The sequence below is a fragment of the Streptomyces beihaiensis genome (genome assembly GCF_026274175.1).
Classification (GTDB): Bacteria; Actinomycetota; Actinomycetes; order Streptomycetales; family Streptomycetaceae; genus Streptomyces; species Streptomyces beihaiensis.
The window spans coordinates 1-421 of the sequence record NZ_JAPHNL010000250.1 but is presented as its reverse complement, the minus strand read 5'-3'; the positions used below and the strand labels follow the sequence as shown (position 1 = coordinate 421).

Genomic DNA, 421 nt, shown 5'->3' with positions numbered 1-421 from the left:
CCCGCACCATCCGCGCCAGCAACGGATCCCGCGGATCGATCAGGTCATCACCCAACAGCACCGCGAACGGCTCGTTCCCCACATGCGGCGCCGCACACAGCACCGCATGACCCAGACCCCGCGGATCCCCCTGACGCACATAATGAATCGTCGCCAGATCACTCGACTCCTGCACCCGCTCAAGGCGCCTCGCGTCACCCTTCTTCTCCAACGCCGCCTCCAACTCGTGGTTGCGGTCGAAGTGATCCTCCAGCGGACGCTTGTTCCGGCCCGTGATCATCAACACGTCGTCGAGACCCGCCGCGGCAGCCTCCTCGACCACGTACTGGATCGCCGGCTTGTCCACCACCGGCAGCATCTCCTTCGGAGTCGCCTTCGTCGCCGGCAAGAACCGCGTGCCAAGGCCCGCCGCGGGAATGAC

General features: G+C 66.0%; 1 protein-coding gene. It reads right to left on the bottom strand.

Annotation, left to right across the window (positions count from 1 at the left end; translation table 11 throughout):
* On the bottom strand, positions 1-421 hold a 421-nt coding region (locus tag OFY01_RS19470), incomplete at both ends, for a UTP--glucose-1-phosphate uridylyltransferase (RefSeq protein ID WP_266601623.1).